The organism is Novosphingobium sp. EMRT-2, from assembly GCF_005145025.1.
Taxonomy (GTDB): Bacteria; Pseudomonadota; Alphaproteobacteria; order Sphingomonadales; family Sphingomonadaceae; genus Novosphingobium.
In genome coordinates, this window is record NZ_CP039695.1 from 298,509 (window position 1) to 317,991 (window position 19,483).

At 64.0% G+C, this 19,483-nt stretch carries 19 protein-coding genes; 9 read left to right on the forward strand and 10 right to left on the reverse strand.

Annotated features, from left to right (window positions below; genetic code table 11):
• The first annotated feature begins 36 nt into the window (after positions 1 to 36).
• The 4 genes from FA702_RS01595 to FA702_RS01610 all read left to right on the forward strand — a co-directional run bounded on the left by FA702_RS01595 (position 37) and on the right by FA702_RS01610 (position 2,481).
• Positions 37 to 618 (forward strand): fasciclin domain-containing protein, encoded by a 582-nt coding sequence (locus FA702_RS01595; protein WP_136954751.1) that lies wholly within the window; start codon positions 37 to 39, stop codon positions 616 to 618.
• A gap of 127 nt (positions 619 to 745) precedes the next feature.
• On the forward strand, positions 746 to 1,273 hold the full coding sequence (locus FA702_RS01600) for a cytochrome b/b6 domain-containing protein (RefSeq protein ID WP_255504667.1): 528 nt from the start codon (positions 746 to 748) through the stop codon (positions 1,271 to 1,273).
• A gap of 3 nt (positions 1,274 to 1,276) precedes the next feature.
• The gene (locus FA702_RS01605) at positions 1,277 to 2,041 is read left to right on the forward strand and encodes a molybdopterin-dependent oxidoreductase (protein ID WP_136954753.1); all 765 of its coding nucleotides are present in this window, start codon (positions 1,277 to 1,279) and stop codon (positions 2,039 to 2,041) included.
• Between the two features lie 29 nt (positions 2,042 to 2,070).
• Positions 2,071 to 2,481, forward strand: a complete 411-nt coding sequence (locus FA702_RS01610; RefSeq protein WP_136957201.1) for a MauE/DoxX family redox-associated membrane protein — start codon at positions 2,071 to 2,073, stop codon at positions 2,479 to 2,481.
• A gap of 237 nt (positions 2,482 to 2,718) precedes the next feature.
• Here FA702_RS01610 and FA702_RS01615 read toward each other — a convergent pair whose 3' ends face one another.
• Positions 2,719 to 3,306 (reverse strand): cupin domain-containing protein, encoded by a 588-nt coding sequence (locus tag FA702_RS01615; protein WP_168195974.1) that lies wholly within the window; start codon positions 3,304 to 3,306, stop codon positions 2,719 to 2,721.
• A 97-nt stretch (positions 3,307 to 3,403) separates the two neighbouring features.
• Positions 3,404 to 3,961 (reverse strand): RNA polymerase sigma factor, encoded by a 558-nt coding sequence (locus tag FA702_RS22665; protein ID WP_168195975.1) that lies wholly within the window; start codon positions 3,959 to 3,961, stop codon positions 3,404 to 3,406.
• 217 nt (positions 3,962 to 4,178) lie between these two features.
• Between FA702_RS22665 and FA702_RS01625 the strand changes: the two genes are divergently transcribed.
• The 5 genes from FA702_RS01625 to FA702_RS01645 all read left to right on the forward strand — a co-directional run bounded on the left by FA702_RS01625 (position 4,179) and on the right by FA702_RS01645 (position 7,936).
• Positions 4,179 to 5,165, forward strand: a complete 987-nt coding sequence (locus FA702_RS01625) for a DUF3034 family protein (protein ID WP_255504668.1) — start codon at positions 4,179 to 4,181, stop codon at positions 5,163 to 5,165.
• 26 nt (positions 5,166 to 5,191) lie between these two features.
• Positions 5,192 to 5,698 carry a group 1 truncated hemoglobin gene (locus tag FA702_RS01630; RefSeq protein ID WP_210417574.1) on the forward strand — a complete coding sequence of 169 codons (507 nt, stop codon included), beginning with the start codon at positions 5,192 to 5,194 and terminating at the stop codon, positions 5,696 to 5,698.
• Positions 5,699 to 5,703: 5 nt separating this feature from the next.
• Positions 5,704 to 6,111 (forward strand): cytochrome c family protein, encoded by a 408-nt coding sequence (locus FA702_RS01635; RefSeq protein WP_136954757.1) that lies wholly within the window; start codon positions 5,704 to 5,706, stop codon positions 6,109 to 6,111.
• Positions 6,111 to 7,325 carry a 5-aminolevulinate synthase gene (hemA, locus tag FA702_RS01640; protein ID WP_136957203.1) on the forward strand — a complete coding sequence of 405 codons (1,215 nt, stop codon included), beginning with the start codon at positions 6,111 to 6,113 and terminating at the stop codon, positions 7,323 to 7,325. Before FA702_RS01635 ends, hemA begins: the two co-directional genes overlap by 1 nt.
• A 191-nt stretch (positions 7,326 to 7,516) precedes the next feature.
• Positions 7,517 to 7,936, forward strand: coding sequence for a hypothetical protein (locus FA702_RS01645; protein ID WP_136954758.1), 420 nt, complete (start codon positions 7,517 to 7,519; stop codon positions 7,934 to 7,936).
• A 6-nt stretch (positions 7,937 to 7,942) separates the two neighbouring features.
• Here the strand turns inward: FA702_RS01645 and FA702_RS01650 are convergent, their stop codons facing one another.
• From FA702_RS01650 to FA702_RS01685, 8 genes are all read right to left on the reverse strand, one after another.
• On the reverse strand, positions 7,943 to 11,683 hold the full coding sequence (locus FA702_RS01650; RefSeq protein ID WP_136954759.1) for a conjugal transfer protein TraG N-terminal domain-containing protein: 3,741 nt from the start codon (positions 11,681 to 11,683) through the stop codon (positions 7,943 to 7,945).
• 26 nt (positions 11,684 to 11,709) lie between these two features.
• The gene (locus FA702_RS01655) at positions 11,710 to 13,131 is read right to left on the reverse strand and encodes a conjugal transfer protein TraH (RefSeq protein WP_136954760.1); all 1,422 of its coding nucleotides are present in this window, start codon (positions 13,129 to 13,131) and stop codon (positions 11,710 to 11,712) included.
• 52 nt (positions 13,132 to 13,183) lie between these two features.
• Entirely contained in the window at positions 13,184 to 13,783 is a 600-nt protein-coding gene (locus FA702_RS01660; protein ID WP_370385488.1) for a hypothetical protein, read from the reverse strand.
• Complete coding sequence (locus FA702_RS01665) at positions 13,780 to 14,649, reverse strand: conjugal transfer protein TraF (RefSeq protein ID WP_255504781.1); 870 nt, start codon at positions 14,647 to 14,649, stop codon at positions 13,780 to 13,782. The genes FA702_RS01660 and FA702_RS01665 overlap by 4 nt, the downstream gene beginning before the upstream one ends.
• A gap of 44 nt (positions 14,650 to 14,693) precedes the next feature.
• On the reverse strand, positions 14,694 to 15,290 hold the full coding sequence (locus FA702_RS01670; RefSeq protein ID WP_136954762.1) for a S26 family signal peptidase: 597 nt from the start codon (positions 15,288 to 15,290) through the stop codon (positions 14,694 to 14,696).
• The gene (locus FA702_RS01675) at positions 15,262 to 16,107 is read right to left on the reverse strand and encodes a type-F conjugative transfer system pilin assembly protein TrbC (RefSeq protein ID WP_136957205.1); all 846 of its coding nucleotides are present in this window, start codon (positions 16,105 to 16,107) and stop codon (positions 15,262 to 15,264) included. Before FA702_RS01675 ends, FA702_RS01670 begins: the two co-directional genes overlap by 29 nt.
• A 133-nt stretch (positions 16,108 to 16,240) precedes the next feature.
• A complete protein-coding gene (traN, locus tag FA702_RS01680; RefSeq protein WP_136954763.1) occupies positions 16,241 to 17,341 on the reverse strand; it encodes a conjugal transfer protein TraN in 1,101 nt (366 codons plus the stop codon).
• Positions 17,338 to 19,203 (reverse strand): hypothetical protein, encoded by a 1,866-nt coding sequence (locus FA702_RS01685; protein ID WP_136957206.1) that lies wholly within the window; start codon positions 19,201 to 19,203, stop codon positions 17,338 to 17,340. Before FA702_RS01685 ends, traN begins: the two co-directional genes overlap by 4 nt.
• Between the last annotated feature and the right edge of the window lie 280 nt (positions 19,204 to 19,483).

Here is a 19,483-nt window from a genome sequence, read left to right on the forward strand (position 1 = left end):
ACGCTGTCCGAAATACAATTTTTTGGAGGTTTCACGATGAAAAAGTTCAATCATGTGCTCACTGCTCTCGCCGTTTCTGTCGCTGCCATGGGCGCGACGGCCGCCTTCGTTCCCGCCATTGCCGCCGGAATGGCGGCGGGCAATCCGATGGTCGGCGGTGCGCCGATGTATTCGACCAAGAACATCGTCGAGAATGCGGTGAATTCGAAGGACCATACCACGCTGGTCGCGGCGGTGAAGGCGGCCGGCCTGGTCGGCACCCTGTCCAGCCCCGGCCCCTTCACGGTCTTCGCCCCGGTCAACGCCGCTTTCGCCAAGCTGCCCGCCGGCACGGTGGACACCCTGCTGCGTCCGGAGAACAAGGGCCAGCTCACCAGCGTCCTCACCTACCATGTCGTTCCCGGCAAGCTCTCGGCCATGCAGCTTCGCCAGCGCGTCCAGGCCGGCAAGGGCCGCGCCGTGCTGCGCACCGCCCAGGGCGAGAATCTCACCGTAACGCAGATGGGCCGCCGCCTGGTGGTGACCGACGCCCATGGTGGCCGCTCGATGATCAGCATCGCCGACGTCAACCAGAGCAACGGCCTCATCCATGTCGTCGATACCGTGCTGATGCCCTGACAGCGCGGAGGCGGGACGCCCCGATTTCACACCCCCGCCTCTCGGGGCGTCCCGCCGGAGGCCGGAGGCCAAGATGACCTTGCATCCCCTGATTGTCCGATTGACCCATTGGACCAATGCCGCAGCAATGACCGTGATGGTGATGAGCGGGTGGGAGATCCACAACGCCCATCCCATCGCGCCTTTCCCGTTTCCCTCGGCGATAACGCTCGGCGGAGGCCTGATCGGCGCTTTGCAGTGGCATTTTGCGGCAATGTGGGTGCTCGCGGTTAACGGCCTCATCTACGTAACCTATGGACTTGCGAGTGGCCGCTTCCGCCGCAAGCTGACGCCCATATCACCTCGCGACGCGATCCGTGACGCGCTCTCCGCTTTGCGAGGGCGGCTCGGGCATGAAGACCTGTCAGTGTACAATGGCGTCCAGCGCTTGCTCTACGCTGGAGTTATCCTGCTGGGCATATTGATCGTGCTGAGCGGCCTGGCCATCTGGAAACCCGTCCAGTTCGGCTGGCTCACCGCGCTCATGGGCGATTTCGACAACGCTCGCATCATCCATTTCTCCGCGATGGGCGGCATCGTCCTGTTCGTGGCCGTCCACTTGCCGATGGCTCTGCTCGTGCCGCGCAGCCTGCTCGCGATGATCCGTGGGAGATGAAGCATGCCTGATCCCGATACCCCCTATATTCTACGCGAGGCGGCCAAACGGCTCGATCTTCCCACCCGCCGGCTATTCCTGCGCAATGCTCTGGGTCTGGGCACGCTTGGCCTTCTCGGTGGATGCAAGATCATCGACGGGTTCAGCGCCGAGCGGATGCTGTCGGGCATGAACGATTTCAACGATCGCGCGCAGGCCTGGCTTTTCAACCCCTCCGCCCTCGCGCGCGAGTATCCGGAAAGCGCCATCAGCCGGCCGTTCCCGTTCAACAGCTTCTACACCCCCAACTCGCCCGATCTCGCCCCGGTGATCGAAGCCTCAGGATGGGTCCTCAACGTCACCGGACGGGTCGAACGCGCCGCCGACTGGACGCTGCCGCAGCTCTACGCACTGCCGCAGTTCACCCAGATTACACGCCACATCTGCATCGAGGGCTGGAGCGCGATCGGCAAGTGGAGCGGCGTAAGGCTGTCGCATTTCCTGAAGGTAGTCGGCGCGGACACCCGCGCAAAATACGTCACATTCCGCTGCGACGACGAGTATGTGACCTCCATCGACATGGCGACCGCACTCCATCCGCAGACCCAGCTCTGCCTGTGGATGGACGGCCGGATACTGGAGCGCCGTCACGGCTTTCCCATGAAGCTGCGTGTGCCGACCAAACTTGGCTTCAAGAATGCCAAGCATGTCGGCGAGATCGAAGTCGGCAACGACTATACCGGGGGCTATTGGGAAACCTACGGCTACAACTGGTTCAGCGGGTTGTGAACCTGCAGGAGACGGTGTCCGTGCGACGCATGGAAATCACGCGTGCGGGGCTGCGGATAGTCCTCGGGGTCGTCTATTTCGCTGCTGGTGTCGCGCATTTGCGGCTGCCTGGCCCTTTCGTCCGGATCACGCCGGACTGGGTGCCAATGCCGGAGCTGGTGGTTGCCGCGACCGGCGTCGCGGAAATCCTGGGTGCCTTCGCGCTGCTATTCATGCCGGCTCTGCGCCGCGCCGCCGGGGTGGCACTGGCGCTCTATGCGGTCTGCGTATTTCCAGCGAACATCAAGCACGCGTTCGAGGGCATCGATTTTGGCGGTTTCATGCAGGGCTGGGCCTATCATGGACCCCGACTCGCCTTTCAGCCTATCTTCGTGTGGTGGGCACTGTTCGCCGGGGGCACGATCGATTGGCCTTTTCGGAAATCGCGCTCTTCGGTCTGAACTCATCAGATCCGACCTGTCGTGTGCAGAACAGATTCTTGCCTCGCTCCAGCGGAATTGGTCGAGACCATGCGTGTCGCGGGGGTTCGGGCCACCGAGTTCATCTACCTGAGGGAGATCGAGGCCGGCTGCCTCTGACGCCCGCTCCAGATTCGCAATATGGCGATACGGGATCGGACAAGTTTTCGTTCAGCTTCGTCGCTCGCGCTGCCAGCAGGTAGCAGCGCAGCGAAGAAGCTATCTCCCGAAAGCCCGTTGACCTTCCGCCAATGGCTCCGGGTCCGAACGCATGGCACCTCCAGGCGCCAGATATTCGGTGAACAGCAGGCAACCGGTGTGGGTTTCCATCCGCTGGTGGATGGTTCCGGCCGGTACGCGGACATAGTCGCCCGTCGCGAACCTGCGACCGCCGATGTCGAGGTCGCCAGCAACGACCAGGATATGTTCATCGAGATCAGCCGGCTGCTCGTGTCGTTCCTCGACCGCACCCGGATTGCAGCGGATGAGGATCGCATTGCCCGACCACAGCGGCTTGAACTCGATGCGCGGGCCATGCAGTTGCCAGTCGCCATCGCCGCATTCCTGCACGTGCTTTCCGGCCAGCGCCATTTGTTCTCGCGCCATTGCCTTCTCGATGCGCGACCAGTTACCAACCGGAAGTCGCGCCTCGGACTCTTCGGGCTGAAACCCGGCGAAGAGTTGTTCGGCGAGGCGGATATGTTCGTCCAGTTCAGTATTATAGAGCCGTTCGCGCGCGACCTCGTCGCGCTCGAACGGCGATAGCGCCCCCAGCACATAGGCGGTGGCCCTGTCTTCGATTTCCATGTCCAGAACTCGTGTTGTCATGTTGCGATATACGACCCCAATGCCCGGAACGGACGCATGTTCCCCAAGCGGGTTCTGTCGCGTCCGAACACGGTATTCAGCTCTCCATGCAGTGTTTGAGTGATTGCGTGCCCCGGCGTATCCAGCACTTGACCGTACCCAGCGGCTGATCGAGCTGGTGCGACAATTCCGAATGGCTGAGGCCGAAATTGTACATTGTGACGATCGCTTGTGCCTGGTCGCGCGGCAACTGATCGAGGCATTTACCCAACTTCGGATCGGGCGGTTCCACCGCCTCGGTGGCAAGGCTGGCCATAGTGCTCTCGTCCAGTTCCTCGGTCGGCTGACGGCGACGTCCCATGTCGAGCGCCGCGTTGCGCGCGATGATCCCGATCCAGGTCTTCGCCGATCCTAGTGCGGCATCGAACCGCCCCGCCGTTCGCCACAGCTTGACGAAGGCTTCCTGCACTGCGTCCTCGGCAGCCTGAGTGTCGCGCAGGATCCGCAGCGCGATAGCATAGACCCAGTCTCCTTGCGCTTCGTAAAGTTGGCGTAGCGCCCGCTCGTCGCCGGCCGCCATATCCCGCAGCAGTGTTTCGGGGCTCCGGAATTTGGTGATCATCATGGTCCCGTCGCAAGATGCTTCGCGCGTCATGGCACGTTCCTGCGTTACGTTGGCGACTGGCAAATCGGATGCAGTCAGAACGACCGGGTGTGAAAAATAAACTTTGCGTGATCCTGCATCCGGTCGCTGGGCGGCGCCGGTAATTCCCCCCGACAGCCGCCGCCAAGTGTGACGGAGATCACAGTCAAGCCGATGGGGAACCGAAACTATGAGAATATCCGGACATTCGAGATTGAGTGCAGGCGTTGTGGCCTTTTCGCTGGCGAGCTCCGTGCCTTTGTCTTCGGCTTGGGCAAACGGAACGGACGGGGGAAATTCGGAGACTGACGCCGAAGTATCGGCTGAAGCTCCAGAGCCGCTCGATATTCTTGCAGCAACGCAGTCGGAAACCGCAGACAAGCGCGGCTTCCTGGCGAACGGCGGGCGCCTGCTTCTGACCGGTGGCGTTTCGACCATCGAGGGCGCTGCGGGCGGCGGTCTTGTGCCGTGGGCGCTGATCGGGGGCTACGGCACACGCAATGAACTGGGTGCCAGCACGTTCGTGACCGGTGTGGATACGCAGGATTTTACCCTAGCTTCCTATGGTGGGGCGATCAACTTCCGCAACCGGGTGGAACTCTCGATTGCGCGGCAGAACTTCAACCTTCGCGAGGTCGGTAATGTGCTGGCGCTCGGCAACCGCTACACGATCAGCCAGACGATCCTGGGCGTCAAGGTCCGCTTGTTCGGCGATGCCGTGCTGGAGCAGGACAGCCTGATTCCGCAAGTGGCGGTGGGCGTTCAGTACAAGATCAACGATAACAAGCAGATCGTCGGTGGCGCACTTGGACTCGATCGCAAGGGCGTGGATTTCTATGCTTCTGCGACGAAGATCATCCTTTCGAAAAGCCTGCTTCTGAACGCCACCGTCCGCCTGACCAAAGCTAACCAGTACGGTATCCTCGGCTTCGGCGGACTCGGTGGCAAGGACCAGAATTACAAGCCGCAGTTCGAAGGTTCAGGCGCCTACCTCCTTACCCGCAAGCTCGCCATCGGCGGTGAATTCCGCACAAAATCGAACCGGCTGGAAGGCGCGCTGGGCGGCACTTCTTTCCGCGAGGAGAACGCCTGGGACGCCTTCGCCGCTTATGCGCTGTCCCGCAACGTCTCAGTGACAGTGGCCTATGCCCGGCTCGGCCAGATCGCGCTGCGCCGCCAGAACGGCGCCTACGCTTCCCTCCAGATCGGCTTCTGATCGTCTCCCAATTCAAGGATACTGACATGCGAAACAAGCTTCTTCCCTCAATAGCCCTTCCCATTGCCATGGCCCTTCTGGTCGCATCCGCCCCAGCCATGGCAGCAGTCGGCGAGCCGGAGGTGTCCGACCCTAGCATCCAGCCGCGCTCGCCGACTGTCCCCGTCATCACCAATGACGAACATCTTCTCGAGGCTTTCGGCGGACGCGAAGGCCTCGTGAAAATCATGGACGATGTCATGCCGCGCTGGGTGAAGAACCCGCGCACCCGTCCTTTCTTCGAACCGGCTGATCAAGAACGTATCAAGGCACTGCTCGTCGAACAGTTCTGCGTGATCATGAAGGGGCCATGCACCTACTCGGGCCGCACCATGGCCGAGGCCCATCGCGGTATGAACGTCAATGAGGGCGCGTTCTTCGCTCTCGTCGAAGAGCTGCAGAAAAGCATGAACGCGATGCATGTGCCCTTCGCCGCGCAGAACCGGCTGGTAGCCGCACTCGCCCCCATGCACCGTGACATAATCGACAGGTGAGCGCTATGAACAAGACCATCCTTCCCTTCCTTCCAGTCGTAGCGCTCGCCGCGGCCATTCTTGTGCCGGCAGCACGGGGCGGTGCGCAAACCGCGCCCTCCGCCGCCGCCAATTCCGCTGCAAATGGCGCGCGGCTCTATCAGGCGAAATGCGGCGGTTGCCACAGTATCGCCGCGAACAAGGTCGGGCCTGCGCACAAGGGGGTTTTCGGTCGCAAGGCGGGCATGGCACCCGGGTACAACTACTCGCCGGCAATACGCGGGGCCAACATCACGTGGAATGCGACGACACTCGATCAATGGCTGCAGGGGCCGCAGAAGATGGTGAAGGGTACCCGGATGTTCCTGTCCGTTCCCAATCCCACCGAACGCGCCGCGATCATCGCCTATCTGCGATCGGATGCCGCCAAGTGATGCGCTACGATCGCCTGTTCGACCGGGCGATCGAGCGCCTGCATGCCGAAGGCCGCTACCGCGTCTTCATCGACATCCTGCGCAACCGTGGTTCCTACCCCAATGCACGGTGCCTGGCCGGGCCGAATGGGCTATTTCCAGTCACCGTGTGGTGCTCGAACGACTACCTCGCCATGGGCCAGCATCCCAAGGTGATCGAGGCGATGGAAGCCGCGCTACGCAATGTGGGCGCCGGCTCGGGCGGCACCCGCAACATCGACGGCAACACCCATTACCACATCGAGCTCGAGGCCGAGCTGGCCGACCTCCACGGCAAGGAAGGCGCGCTGCTGTTCACGTCGGGCTACGTCTCGAACGACGCGACGCTCTCCACCCTCGCCAAGGTCCTGCCCGGTTGCGTGATCTTCTCCGACGAGCTCAACCACGCCTCGATGATAGCGTGCATCCGCAATTCGGGCTGCGAGAAGCAGGTCTGGCGGCACAACGACGTCGCGCACCTGGAAGAGCTGCTCGCCGCCGCCGATCCCGCCGTGCCCAAGCTGATCGCCTTCGAAAGCGTCTATTCGATGGACGGCGACGTCGCCCCGATCCACGCGATCTGCGACCTTGCCGACCGCTACAACGCGCTCACCTACATCGACGAGGTTCACGCCGTCGGCATGTACGGCCCGCGCGGCGGCGGCATTTCCGACCGCGACGAGGCGGCGCACCGCATCACCATTATCGAGGGCACGCTGGGCAAGGCCTTCGGCGTCATGGGCGGATATATCGCAGCCGACACGCGGATCATCGACTGCATCCGCTCCTATGCGCCCGGTTTCATCTTCACGACCTCGCTGTCGCCGGTGCTGGTCGCGGGCGCGCTGGCTTCGGTGCGGCATCTCAAGGGATCGAGCGTGGAGCGCGAGGGCCAGCAGGCCGCCGCCGCCACCTTGAAACGGCTGTTCGCCGAGGCGGGCCTGCCGGTCATGCCCTCCACCACGCACATCGTGCCGCCGATGGTAGGCGATCCGGTGCGTGCCAAGCAGATCAGCGACATCCTGCTCGCCGAATACGGCGTCTACGTGCAGCCAATCAACTTTCCGACGGTGCCGCGCGGGACCGAGCGCCTGCGCTTCACGCCAGGCCCACAACATACCGAAGGGATGATGCATGAGCTTACCGCTGCGCTGATAGAAATCTGGGAGAGAACGGGCAAAAGACTGGCCGCCTGATCCGGCAAGCCTGCCAATCTCGTGCTGTGCATTTCGTGATGTCGAATTGAAGGAGTACAGTGAAGGAGAGATGGCGAGGCTTTGTTTCACAGGATATGGAAATGCGTGTTTCTATTCGCGCCAAGCCATTCAGTCTGAGATTTCCTCGAGGCATCCGGCATGCTACTTTCCACATCGGAAAGGACATAACCATGGACCCGGCAAACGACACAGCTGCCGACAACAACCAGATGGACGAGGGAGCTTCATTGCGTCCCAAGGCCTCCGATTGGTTGTGGCGTCCGTGGTATGCAAGGCTGTGGTGGGCCGTGATTGGGATTTACTGGGCAGGGAACGTGGGTTCGATCTACTCGCCTGTCCTCGACCAGTTTTATTCTAGCGCGCTGGCGGGTTTTCTTAACGTTGCCTTCTTCCCGCCCCTGGCGTTGATGGTACTGGGCCTCGGTTTCGCGCGCGAGTGGTTCGAATGGAGCGACTGGGAATTCGTCGAGCCAACCCACGAACAGATGTTCCCGAAGCGCTCAGTGGGCGGCAGGCGCGATCCTTATTCAGATCCGCTCGACCCGCGTTCGGGCATGCTGCATTGGCGACATTTTCATCCGGATCGCTGAAGGCGATCACTTATCGCGCCGTTCCTTGAAAGTCGGGTCGCCGTCCTGAGGGCCATGGTCAAGATCGGTCGAGAAGGTTCCGCTACGAAGCACGGACGACTGTTCGATCGAGGTGAGTGGCCCGGTGACGTCTGCCGTTCCTCGGCCCGAATCTGCCTGTTCGAGGTAGCGGTTGCGCAGGCCCTCTGGCCCGAGGACCTGACGGCTCAATTCCCGTGAAAAGGCATCTGCCGGGCTGTCCGAACGGGCTGCCGCGCGCTCAGCAGCGGCAATGGCATTGCGGACGTCATAGTTGACGATGTCAATCCTGGCATTGGCGGTTTCGGAAGTCACACCGACGTCGGAACTCTCAAATCCGAGATTGCCGGCAGCACCCCCGGAAACGGAACTGCCCGACTGCTTGCGATCACCATTACCTGCCTTGCCGGAACCTGCGCGACTGGCGGAAGCGGAAACAGAGAGACCAACATCGGTTCCCATGGATGTCTGGTCCTGAGCCGATCTTTCGATGCTTCGCGTCCACCCTGTCTGGGCCATGATCGCCTGAACGTCGCGCTGGAGCGTATCGGCGACCTGCGGCTTCAAGCGCCATTGACCTCGCCGGTCCATCTCGAACCCACCACGCAGCCAATTGGCCATGGCCGCCTTGCCTTCGGCCCCGCCACCCAGGAAATGCTCGACCGTATCGGGTCCGGCCTGCTTGCCCGCCTCGAACCGCGTGCTGGTATCGTTGCGCGCCGAGCGCTGCGAATTGGTGCTGCTCGAGACCAACAGATCGTTGTGCGCGAAACTGAACCGCGCCGATCCGCCATTGGCGACGGCGCCCAACTGACTTTCGTTGATGAGCCCGCCACGCCACATCTGGGCGGCGGTTTCGGGCGTCAGGTTGAGACTGAGGTCCCCGTTCTGATCCATGGCGATCTGGCGCTTGGTCAGGTTGATGCCGTGATCGCGCAGCAGCCCCTGCATGCGGGTAAGCCGCTCATTGTCAACGATGCGGGTGAGCCGCTCGTTGCGTGCGCGGTCAGCGATTCCGCCGGCACCGCCCTCAGCCATGTCGGTCTGGTTCCCCGCTGTGCGGCTCAGTGCCTGGATGAAGCTGTCGAGCCGGGCTGCCTGCCGTACAGACACGCCAGCAGCCGATGCTCCTTCGGCATAGCCAAAATTGTCCGACTGGCGCCGCTGCTCACCGATCCGCGCGGCGCTGCGGGTGCCGCCCGTGCCCACCTCGCGCTGCGCGTCGAGCTTGCCCGAGCGTTCGGCGAAGTCGTAGCCCGCCGCTTCGCGGGTCCGTCCATAGACGCTGGTGCCCTCGCGGCCCGCTTCTGCGGTGGTGCCATCGGCGGTACCGAGCTGAGTGGCGGCGTTGTAGGTCTCCAGCGCGCGCATGACCTGGGCGGCGTTGCGACCGGTGGCGCGGCCAAGCTGGGTAATCGCGGTCGAGCGCGCCTCGCCCGACAGCGCGTTGATGAACGAAATTCGCCGGCTGGTCTCATCGAGCGAGAGCCCGAGCATCCCGGCGGCGCTGCGCTGGCCCTGATTGCCGCCGGTGCGCCAGGCCTGTTCGGTCGAGACATTGCGGCGCTCGGTCTCGGCAACGCGGTCGCCCGCATAGTCGCGGCGTCCTTCCATCGCGCCCACCTGTACCTGCGCGCCCGTGAGGTCATTGCGCAGCATTTGTTCCTGGTCGTAGCTGTTGGCGATGAGCTTGGCGAAGGTCGGATCGGCGCTGGCCTCGCCGATCACGCCCGAGGCCTTCAATTCCGCGTCCGCCTTCGAATAGCCGCCGCGCTCAAAATGCCGTGTCGCGCCCTGCATCATCATCGAATAGGCGCGCTGGTCGCCGAAGGCTTTCCACTGCACCATGTTCTGCGCGAACGATGCGAAGGCCTTCTCGCCCGCCTGGCCCGAGCCAAAATAGCTGGTGCCCAGGGTGCGTAGCGCATCCTTCTCGGCAAAATTGTGGATTGCCGAGGTGGTCGCATTGGCGCGCACCGCGCGCGAGACCGCCGGGTCGTTGATGTCGCGACCAGCGAGGGCAGGGGAGAGTCCGCCCAGTTCGCGCGCGGCATCGATCCCGCCCATGCCGAAAGCGGGAACGCCCGGCACTCCGCCACCTTGTTCGCCGAGCACGGCTCCCGCAGCGCCAAAGGAGCGGTTGGCACCGAAGGCCGAGCGTTCACCGAAGTCGCCAAAACTTGAGGACGCGCCCCTCCGGGCCATCGTGCCCGCCGCCGATGCCTGGTTTTCCAGCGCAGAGGCATAGCCTTCGCGTGTTGCGAGCGGCGCGGCAGCGGCACTGCCGAGCCCCTGGGCCTGCAAAGCGCTGCCGGTGAAACTCGAAAAGACATTGCCCGAGAAACGGAACACGGTGAACACGAAAGCGCCGGCGAGGCCCGCCGCCGCCGTGCGGAAGGTTCCGAAGATCGCGAGCGCCTTCATCGCCGCCGAGGGCGCAAGCATCCAAGCATTGGCCGCGACGGCATTCGAGCGCATCTCGGCGAGCACGTCGCTCGCGCGGCCGAGGGTCAGTTGATAGATGCCGGCATCTATCACGCCCCAGAGCGCGACGAAGACGAAGAGCCCCAAGGCAAAGCTGGCCACGCGCAAGTTGATCGGCGTGAGAATGAACAGCAGCGCGATCGGCACCATGAAGAGCATGATCCCGAACACGGTGGCGCGGATCGTCGGCATCCACTCATTGGCGACCGACATAGTGGCAAGCCCGTTCGAGACGATCGCCCGGTTGGCCATGACTCGCGCGGCCGAGGCCGGGCTGTCCTCGAACAATACGTCGCCGACCGTATTGCCGAGCAGCACGTCCGTCATGAACGCCTGCAAGGAGAGCGGCGTCCCCATCATCATCTGGCCCATGTCACCGAGCCGCGAGCGGCAGCGGGCAAGCTGTGCGGCGTCACCGATATTGTACCCGGTGCGCTGACAGACCTGCATCGTATAACCCTCGAACAGCGTCGGGTCGGCAAGCCGCGCCTGGATATTGTCCCAGGCTTCCTGACAGCTCATCGTCGTGCCGCCCTTGTCGGCTGCGGTATAGACCGTGCTGAAGGTCGCCGGCCCCGCCATGGCAGCGAAGGAGGCGGGCAGGTCGGTGGTGGTGCGGAACAGCTGATCGTCGTCAACGCCGTAGGCGGGCGAGACGCGGGCGACTGGATAGCACTGGCGGACATAGTCCTTGATGGTGCTGTCGAGGAAACTGTCGGTCATCGGGCCGCGCGGGGAGACCGCGTTGAGGAACAGGTCGAAACTGTGCCCGCCCGCGCCGAATTCGAGCTTGGCATTGGGATCGAGCGTGTTGTCGTCGATCGTCTCGGCGAGCGAACGCTCCATGAGATTGGTGACGCCGGCGACGAGCACGAGCAGGTTCGGCACATCGCCGACTGGCTGATAGGCGTTCCTCACCTTGTCGTAGACATGGACGGTGCCCGTTGTGGCGACCAGCCCGACGAACAGGCCGATGCCGACGAGAATCTGGAACCCGAAGGCGACGAGCCCCATGCCCTGGCCACGAATGCTGGCGATCACCGCGCCCAATGCGATCCCGACCACCGCGATGATCATGACGAGCGTCTCGTAGCGCGAATCGGCGAAGATCATCGAGACCAGGCGGAAGGCATCGACCGTCTCCGCAAAGCCGTCATAGGTATAGAAGCTGGTGTCGACCGCCAGCGCGGGCGTGGCGATGAGGCTAAGAATCAGGGCGGTGACGGCGCGGTATGCGAGGCGCATGGCATGAGTTTCCTTCGAGCGCGGTATCAGCGGTTGGGAGCGGCGGCGGTGCCGCTGGCATCGCGCGCATCGCGGTCGCGCGTCCGCAGGAGCCCGGCGTAGTTCGCCGAGAGATTGGCGGCATTGAGCGCTGCCATATAGCTCTGCCGCATCTGCGCGCGCTGCCGCAGCACCTCTTCGCGAAGCTCGCGTAATTGCTCGATGCCCTTGGTGAGAATGCGCGTCTGGCAGACATTGGTGTTGGCATCGTCGGCCGCGCCCGCGGCGCTGGCGCCGCGTTCGGCATTGAGAATCGCGAAGTCGATGGAGCGCGTCAGATCGTTGAGCATCTGGTAGGCGAGGGTGAGCGCCACCAGTTCGTCGGTATCGGCAATCACCGAATCCGGCACGCCCTGCCGCACGCCCCATTCGAGCATGCGGTAGACCGGCAACGTGCGGACATTGGCGACGAACTGGCGCTCTTCGGTCGTGAGTGCGCTCCGGGTGCGGATCTTGGTCGTAATCGCCTGCATCCGGATACGCGCCAGTTCGAGCGCACCCTTGCCGGTATCGGTTGTGCAGTCGGCTGCGGTCGCCGGGATGTTGAGCGCGCGGCGCTGGACCTTGCCGGTCAGGAAATCATCAGGGCTCTCGGTATCCTGGCGCGGGCAGGCGGGGATTGCCGAGAACAGCGGCACCCTGTCGGCGGGATCCCAGCGCATGTAGACGTCGCCGACGCGCGCGCGCATCACGCTTGCCCAGTCGCCCGCGCCGACGCGGGTTGCAGCATGGGCAAGCAGCGAGCCGGTGCGGAAGATGTCGGTGACCTCGGCCGGGCAGTTGGCGAGTGCGTCCTTCAAGTCCTCGGTCGGGCTGTTGCGGTTGGCCTGGATCTTCTCGCGGCTCTGCTGGTAGCTCTTGGCGAAGCCTTCCTTGACCGACTTGTAGCCGGTCATCTCCTCGATGATGCCCGACATGTTGTCGTCGCCCTTGGCGATCTGGACCATGCGGTTGGCGAGACGGCAATCGTTGACCTGGATCGAGTTCAGGAAATTGGTCGCCGCCTCCATCTTCGAGATGATGTTGCCCATCTTCTCGTCGAGGGTTTCGAGGAGGTACTGGAAGGCGACTGCAGGGGCGGCCTGGAGAATGCTTTCCAGCTTCTGGACGAGATAGTCGGGGTCGAGAAACGACATGCCGCCCAGGAACATGTCGATGCCGCCGCAGCCGGCCTTCACCTTGGGCAGCGTCAAGCTCATCAGATAGTCGTTATGGACGTCCACGCGGCCCGACATGCCGCCCGCGGTCACATAGCCGCGGGTCTGATCTTCGAAGCTGCCGGGCGAGGTGTAGGTGACATTGTCGAACCAGCTTTCCGCCCAGCTCTGGGCATGGGCGGGTGCGGTCGTTCCGCAAGCGGCAAGCAGAGCGAGAGCGGAGATGCTCAGACGGGAGAGGGGCTTGGCCATGGCGGGCTTCCTTGCATGGTAGAGGGGTGGGGAAGGAACTGGCCCGCCATGATCAGTTCCTTCCAGCTCTGGGTGCCGGGCGCGGCGTCATGCCGACGATCCCGGTAAATTTGGAGAGTGCGCGCACGCCGACATCGGCGCGAACGCCGGTCAGCATCTTGACCGCGAGGTAGATGTTGCGCGCGAGGTTGGCCGCGTGATCGGTGCCGATCGCGATCGGTATGATCCGGTTCGGATCGCCCGCCGGCCGTACCCAGGCGACCGGATGTCCGACCCAGGGCAGGGCGAGCCTGCCAGAACGGATCATCGCCTCCTCGCCACCGATGGTGCGGACCTGCCAACCATATTGGCGGCGCAGCCCGGACAGCTTGTTCCACATATCCGCGCAAGGGACGCAGCCTGGTGCCGTACTCATCTCGATGACGAAGGCGGGAGCCTGGCCGCGCAGAGTCGCGGCAAAATCGGGCGGAAAGTCGCGGGTGACGGGCGCGCGCGCCAGCCAGGCGTTCATATCGGCGAGGCTCGCGATCGGATGGATGGCGGCGCGCGTCGCTTCTTCGCGCGTGACCGGCCGCGCCAGAGCCGATCCGCTGAGACCAGTAACGATGCAGGCCAGTGCGAGAAGTGCGAGATAGCTCGATCGGTGCATCATTTTGGCCCTGCGGTCGGATCGACGAGATCGCCGCCGAGCATGTCGCTGGCGCGGGAGCGCGGGTCGCTGGTGGCCACCGGGCCATTGGCGAGCGCGTCGAAGAACCCGTCTTCCTCGCCCGCGCCGGTCATGAACTGCTCGGGGCGGATGTCCCCGGTGAGCAGTTTCACCGCCTGATAGGCCATCTGGGTGAGGTTGGGATAGGCCTCGATGCCGGCGGCGATCACCATGCGCTGCTGGCTGTTTCGCCTGATGATCATGGTGGTCGGCGTCACCTCGACCCCGAAGCGCTGTCCGAGCTCGGGCCGCCGGTCGATGTCCATCAGTGTCACCTGCCAGCCCATCTCGTCCTGGAAGCGCTGGACGATCGGCCACTGCACCCGGCAATAGCCGCAGGTCGAACGCGAGAACATGACCAGCGCGAACTCGCTCGCATGGGCACGCAGATAGCGGCGGCGCACCTCGTCCTTGTAGGCCGTAAGTTCCGAACGGGCATCGCCGACCATCGGGTTGGCCGACTTGGAATTGAGCTCGGGATGCTGGAGCATGGCGATCTGCGTCAGGCCCGCGAACGCGCGCGCTTTTCGCCGGGCAAAATCCTCGAGGCGCCAGAAATCTGCGACCGCATCGACGGTGAGCACGGTTGCGGCGTAATCGCGCTGCTGCTCGATCAGCTTGCGGATCTTGGGCGGCGTAAAGGTCGCGAGCTCGGCCATCGGCGGGATTACGGGCTTCAACAGCGCATCGGGATCGGGCTCCTGGGCCTTGTCCGTCTTGGCCTGCGGCGCGTACCACCAGTAGCCCTGTTTGATGGGGCGGCTCGTCGGCGTATTTACCTGGGCGTCAGCCGGTGCCGAAGCGGTCAGCACGAGCGGCAAGATCGTGGCAATGCGAGAAATGGTCAGGCGGTTCACAGCACCTTCTCCATGCGCTTGAGCCGCTCGATCGCCACAGGACCGTAATAGCGGCTGTCGAACCCGTCGGGATGGCTGGAGCCGACAAAGATGAAGCTCTCGGGGATCGTGCCTAGCTTCGGCTGCCAGTGGTCGAGCTTCATGCCGTTCCGGCCGACGGGCTTGCTGATATTGAGCAAGCGTTCGTTGCAATAGTACCACCCATCCCACGTGCCCGGCGTCATCGAGGGCTTCTCGATCATGGCAATCCGCTCGCCGGGCAGGCACAGTGCCTGCTTGGTGACGTTGACGGGCCTGGGGCCAGCGAGTGGGTGCGAAAGCAGGAACATGACATAGTCCCCCTTGCGGATGGGGCCGGAACTCGCACGCACCGCGATCGCGTCGATCGAAGGGCTCATCACCCAGGTCAGCTGCGGGATCGCCCAGAGTGTGGCGAGGCCGATGGGCAGCACGATGGCATAGGCTTTCCACAGCTGTGCCGGGCGGGCAGGTTGGCCGAGCCCCGAACTCCCGAGCGCAACCGCTGCGCGCAGGGGCAGCAGCCTGATCTCGGGCCAGGCCGCCCTAGCGGCCCTGAAGGCGAGCTTGAACACCCTCCACCTCCTGCTTTCCGCCCAGACGGGCATATTCTTCGAGAAGTCCGGAGAGAGCGGCGTCGCCGTAAACGATATGCGCGGCTACAGGACTGGCATCGTCGCGCTCGCAATAGGGTTGGGTCGGATCGCCCGGCAGCATGGCGAGCGCGGGCACCGCGCTGACGCCGTGCTGCCGGAACACCAGCGGATCGACGATCAGCTGGACATTTCGCATGGCGCAGGCCGGACCCTCGCAGCCGGGATCCAGCCGGAGGATCTCTGCGGAGAGCTTGGCCATTGGGCCGACCTTTGTGAGCCCGCCCGGCATGCCGCGAAACGCCATCACGCCGCCCGCCTTTTCGAGCTGGGCGGCATAGGTTCGCAGAGTCGTGATTGGCATCGAGGAGGACACAAACAAGACCGGCACCCAGCTACGGAGTGCATCGGGCGCGGCGGCCCTGGCCACGGCTTCCATCTCGGGAGCCTCCAGCCCCAGCGCCTGCCGGAGCCGTTTCGCCATCGCGTCGCGCTGGGCCGCAAAGGCGTCCTTGCCTGCGTCGAGCGCGGTGCGTGCGCGTGCTTCCATCGCCGGCGAGGGGGCGTGGCGACGCAAACCCTCGAATGCGCGGCGGCGCTCGGCTTCGGGCAGTTCGGGAAGCGCAGTCGGGCCAGTCGGCGTTTGCGCCTTTTGCCGGGCAACCGCGTCCTTCAGCCGCTCCATCGCGGCATCGCCCTGGCTCTTCGCGGTGGCGGACTCCGACGGGCTGGACCGTGCCGAGACGGCCTCCTGCGCCGCGACAGGGCCGCTTGCAGCCAGAAATCCCGCCAGCAACATGGCCACCACGCGGATTTGGCTCAGGCCGGAGCGAGGATGAGTGACTTCGAGAACCGGCGCGCAGCGTACTTTCAGTACGTGAGCACCGGAAGCGCAGAAGGCGCTTGTCCGCAGCCCGGCATCAGCCAAATCCCTACTTGCCGACGGCTTGCATATAGGCATCGATCCTGTCCTTCATGTCGATCTGGATTTGGCTCTGGGTGCGGGCCTCGATCTCCGCATAATATTCGGAGAGGTCCATTTTGGAGAAATCGAGCGCCTGGAACTCTTCAGGCGTGAACCCGCGGCAATAGGGCTTCTTGGGCGTGCCCCAGCCAAGCCCGTTGAACGATTTGAGCTGGGGTCGGCCCTGTTCCTGGATGATGCGCCCCAATTTGGTGTTGAAACAGCAATGGCCCTTGGCCTTCTGGATGCAGATGCCGAGGATCTTGGAGGTGCAATAGGTGCCGACCTCGTGGCACATGCCCGAGCCGCGCAGCATGCCGGTTTCCATATCCTGCTGGTCGCAGCCCTGGAGCAGCACCTCGATCATGAAGTTGATCGCGAGGCTGATCGCAAGCGAGGTCGGATCGATCCCGGCGATCATCGCGCTGGCGCCGGCATTTGCCGCTTGCCCTGCGGTCGCACCGGCCTTGAAGGCGGCATAGGCAGCACTCATGCCGGTGAACACGCCCTTGGCGACGGCGATCTTGGTGCCGATCGAGGAAATCGACGAGCCCATCCCGTCCTTGACGATCTTGCCCTTATCCTTGCAGCAATTGCTGAAGGTGTTGAGCAGCCCCGGGGGGCGGCAACGCATGCCGCGCCCTGAGAATATCTCGATATTGGCGGTGCAATTGCCGTTTGCATCGACCGTGCCGTCCGCGGGCGTGCCGGGATCGGCGATGGGCGGCTCAACGACTATCGGGGTCGCGCCGGTATCCTGACAGGCATTGGGCGAGCATGTCGGTGCGCCGCCCGAGGACGGGGCCTCACACGCATATTGCGTGCTCAGAGGGCAGGCATAAGTGCCGGGGCCGATGACGGTGCAGGCGACCTGCTGCAGCGGGCATTGCCAGGCCCCACCCTGCATTTCGGTGCAGCTTGCCGCCTCGCCAGGATCGGCGGCATCGCCGTTGCCATTGAGATCCGCCGCGCAGATCTGTTCGGCATGGGCCGGGGCCGGCGTCAGGGCGCTCGCGCACAGCAGCAGGGCGAAGGGCAGGATGTAGTGTTTGGGTGATGGGCGCTTCATGGTACCACGCTCGTGCAGGTCATATCGGCGCCCGCGAGCCGGACGGTCTGCATCATCACTACCGCCTCGGGAAAATCGTCGAGACAGCCGCAGGCCGAGACCACTTCCTCGCCGGGCCCGGCGGGGCAGACATTGGCGGCATCGCATGTGTGGTAGAAAGTATCGTAGCCCGAGGGCACGTTCTGCCGGTTCGCCACCACGCCGTCGGGTGCGGCGGCGGTGTTGGCTTTAGGGGCGCGGGTCTTGCAGATCGCTTCGCAGGCGGGAACCGCGCCTTGCGCCGGCAGCGCAAAGGTGCGCGACGATGTCGTTACGCTGCCATCGCTGGCCTTCTGCCGGTCGGCAAGCAGCGTCTCGGTCGAATGATCGATGATGTACGCGCCACGCGAGAGATCGGGCTCGGGCAGCGCCGCGCTGTCGGTCGTGCAAACATAGGTCCGTTCGCGCTCGAAGAAGTCGCGGGTCAGTTGCAGCGTGCAGCTTGCCGAGCCGAAAAGGCGCGTCTGAGGCAGGGGCTTGAGACCTGTTGCAACGCCATTCCGGAAGGTCTGGACGCCATCGACCCGTTCTTCGGAGAGGCTGCATTTGGGATCGGCGGCGTAGCCCGAGCAGAGATCGACGAGGCGTTCGGCGGTCTTGCAGCTGATGTCGACTTCGGCATGGACCTGCGCGAAAGCTTCGCCGCCGCCGCCAACCGCGACCCGCAGCCATATCTCGTGATCGCCTTTGGTGAGCCAGGGTTTGAGGTCGATGTTCGGCGCGAAATAGCTGGTTCGCTTGCGTTCGCATTTGCCAGGCGGGTAGCCGCTGCCGGTCCAGGCGCCTGGGCCATAGGTGACAAGCGTTCCGTCGATGCGGAGCTGTCCCCAGTCGTCGACGAAATAGCTGGGCAGCGTGGCCGACTTCAGCCGGTCGGGATCCTCGACGTGCAGCGTCATCTTGAAGTCGAACAGGCGGCAGCTCCCGCCCGAAAGGCTGTTATTGCTGGGCGAACCCATCAGGAAGTCGACATCGCCCGCGCCGTCGTCGATCGTCGCATAGCCGCCCGCCGTGCGGGAGATGACGTCCTCGACCTTCACCTCCCTGACCGTCACCTCACGGGTGATCGTGCAAGCGCGCAGCTGCTGGGCCTTGCCCGACCCTGCGGGCGAGGCGGCCAATGCCTGGAACACCCGATTGCTCGACGACAATGCGAAGGCGTCGCCCTGGATCGCGGCGGGATTTGTACGGTAGCTGGTCTGGCCGATCGCAGGGCTGGCGGTGCACGCGGTGGTCTGCGCGCCGACATAGTCGATCACAGGGCCGTTGATCCGGGCCTCGGCGACACCGATGCGGGGATCGGCGGTCGTGAGCGCACCGATCATGCCGCCGCCCAGGTCCTTCAGGACCGAGGCGAGGTTGCCAAAGACGAGGTTGCTGCCGCAGCTGTTGTTGATGCAGTAGCAACCGGCAAGTTCTGGCATGTCGACCTGGGTAAGTTTGAGATCCTTGGCCGCATCCAGGTCCCAGCGGAACGAGCGGCACTGGTTCCAGGTGCCCGGATTGCAGGAAATGAGGCCGTTGGCGCAGATTCCCGAGACGGGCACGGGCAGTGTCGCGCTGGTGTCGAACTTGCCGTCGAGATCCTTGTCGCGCGAGATCCGCACCAGACCGATGTCGCCGGTCCCATTGGGCTGGATCAGCACTTCGAGCAGATTGGCGGTCTTCTGGCAGGCGATGGTCGGCGTGAAGCTTTTGCTGCCATCGACGGTCGTGATCGGCTGACCGCTCATGCCCGGCGTCACATAATTCTGATGAAGCGTATCGCTGTCGCTGGTCTTGGCGCGCGAGGCGCTCGCTGCAGTGCGAGCCCGATCCTCCATTGTCTGCGCCTGTGCGAGCGAGGGCAGGACCAGTGCAGCGCCAGCGAGCAGAACAGGCCAGATTCTTGCAGGGTTTAGGCGGTTGGCCAGCACGGCCGTCGTCCTTGCCGGGACGGCTGAGAGGGGGACCGCAACCGAAAGAGGCGCGACGACCGTGCTGACCGAGTTTGGAGCGGCGCCGTGGGGGGCATGCGGCGCCGCTCCCGCCTCGCGCGCGCCCTGGCAGCCGTGCTGGCTGTGGCGGGCAGACCATGGCTTACCCAGGGTTCGCGCGGGACGT